The sequence below is a fragment of the Phenylobacterium sp. genome, assembly GCF_030654915.1.
Taxonomy (GTDB): Bacteria; Pseudomonadota; Alphaproteobacteria; order Caulobacterales; family Caulobacteraceae; genus Phenylobacterium.
This window is the reverse complement of record NZ_JAURWM010000191.1, coordinates 1-2268: the sequence shown is the minus strand read 5'-3', so window position 1 is coordinate 2268 and position 2268 is coordinate 1. Positions and strand designations below refer to the sequence as shown.

The window sequence follows — 2268 nt, the reverse complement described above, 5'->3', positions numbered from 1 at the left end:
AGGGCAATGGCTTCTTCCAAGTCGCCCTGATCAACGAAGAGCTCTAAACAGCGCTTCGATCGAAATAGAGAGGCCCGCCCAGGGACACCCGGGCGGGCCTTTTTGTTGGGCGCTTTCACCCTTCTCGTCGCCCCCGGAACTCGCTTCGCGAGCCCGGAGGATGACGAGCTTGGCGTCGGCTTTACGCCGCGCAGGCCTCGAAGCCTTCGCGCAGCTTGGCTTCGTCGAGGTTGCGGCCAATGAAGACCAGACGGCTGTAGCGATTATCGCCTTCCTTCCAGTCGCCCTGGAAGTCGCCCTCGAGGATCATGTGCACGGCCTGGAACACCAGCCGGCGCTCTTCGCCGGCCACGTCCAGTATGCCCTTGGCGCGCAGGATGTCGGGGCCCTGCTCTTCCAGCACCTTGTTGAGCCAGGCGGTGACGCGCTGGCCGTGGATCGGCTTGTTCAGCGTGAGCGAGATGCCGCGTATACCCGCCGCGGCCGCATGGTCTTGGTGATCATGATGATCGTGGCCGTGGTGATCATGGTCGCCGTGATGATGATGGTCGTGATCATGGTCGCAATCCTCATCGTGAACGTGACCCGGCTCACCGTGAGCCGGATTCAGAAACTCAGGCTGCACCTCGACGATGCGGGCCAGATCAAAGCCCCCACGGCCAAGGATGGCGTCGAGCGGCACGTTGGCGCGCTGGGCGCGATAAATGGGGGCCAGAGGGTTGAGCCGGCGGATCGAGGCCTCGACGCTCTTCAGCTCGGCCTCGGTGACCAGGTCGGTCTTGTTCAGCACGATCTGGTCGGCGAAGGCGATCTGCTCGACCGCCTCGCGGGAATCGGCCAACCGCAACGGCAGGTGCTTGGCGTCGACCACGGTGGTGACGCTGTCGAGCTGGGTCCGCGCCTTGACGTCGTCATCGACGAAGAAGGTCTGGGCGACGGGGCCAGGATCGGCCAGGCCGGTGGTCTCGACGATAATGGCGTCGAACTTGCCCTTGCGCTTCATCAGCCCCGAGAGCACCCGGATCAGGTCGCCGCGCACCGTGCAGCAGACGCAGCCGTTGTTCATCTCGAAGACTTCTTCGTCGGCGCCGACGATCAGGTCGTTGTCGATGCCGACCTCGCCGAACTCATTGACGATCACGGCGTATTTCTTGCCGTGGTCCTCGGTGAGGATCCGGTTGAGGAGCGTGGTCTTGCCTGCGCCGAGATAGCCGGTGAGGACGGTGACGGGTGTCTTGTCGGTCATGAAGGTCATCTAGTCATTGAAGGGGAACAAGCCAACAGGCTGCGGCCTTCGATCGCTTGACCGCAGCATACTGTTATCGAATAACACTGAACCACGGCCGCCGCCGCCATACAAAAGAGACCTTGTGACCGCCTCCGCGCCCGAACGACAAGGACAGATGGACGGCTTTCGGGCCGACCGCGTCTATCTGGGCGCCGATCACGCGCATAATGAGCGGCGCACCTGGATCGTGGCGGGCATCTGCGTGCTGACCCTGGCGGCCCAGATCATCGGCGGCCTGGCCTTCAATTCCATGGCGCTGATCGCCAACGGGCTGCACATGGGCGCCCATGTCGCCGCCCTGGGCGTGGCCGCCGCGGCCTATTGGCTGGCGCGCAAGTTCGCTGACGACCCACGCTTTTCCTTCGGCACCGGCAAGCTCGGCTACCTGGCCGGCTTCGCCAACGCCGCCGTCCTGGCGGTCAGCGCCGTGCTCATCGCCATAGAGAGCGGTCACCGCCTGCTGGAACCGGCGCCCGTCGCCTATCACGGGGCGCTGCCCCTGGCGGGCGCTGCGCTCGTGATCAATCTCATCTGCGTCTGGCTATTGCGGCCGATCCACAAGCACGCCCACGACCGCGACGGGGATCTGAACCTGTCGGCGGCCCACCTGCACCTGGCCGGCGACGCCGTGGTCTCGGCCCTGGCCATCGCGGGCCTCGGCCTAGGCTTGCTGTTCGATTGGCCCTGGGCCGACAGCCTGGCGGGCCTGGCCGGGGCGATGCTGCTCGCGCACTTCTCATGGCGGCTGATGCGCCGCTCCGGCGCGGTGCTGCTGGACATCAACCCTTCGCCCGAGCTGACCGCCGAAATCCGCGAGCGGCTGCAATGCGAGGGCGAGCGCCTGCTCGACCTGCACCTCTGGCGCCTGGGGCCCGGACATCACGCCGCCATCGTCGTAGTCGAGTCCGCCAGCCCCCAAACGGCCGAAATCTATCGCGCGCGACTGGCCGGACTACCCGGATTGAGTCATGTGACCGTGG

At 65.5% G+C, this 2268-nt stretch carries 2 protein-coding genes; one reads left to right on the top strand and one right to left on the bottom strand.

Annotated features, from left to right (window positions below):
• Positions 1–181: 181 nt before the first annotated feature.
• A complete protein-coding gene (locus tag Q7T84_RS09885) occupies positions 182–1255 on the bottom strand; it encodes a GTP-binding protein (protein WP_304808282.1) in 1074 nt (357 codons plus the stop codon).
• A 148-nt stretch (positions 1256–1403) separates the two neighbouring features.
• Between Q7T84_RS09885 and Q7T84_RS09880 the strand changes: the two genes are divergently transcribed.
• Positions 1404–2268 (top strand): cation diffusion facilitator family transporter (locus Q7T84_RS09880; protein ID WP_304808280.1); only part of this gene is annotated, 865 nt, incomplete at its 3' end.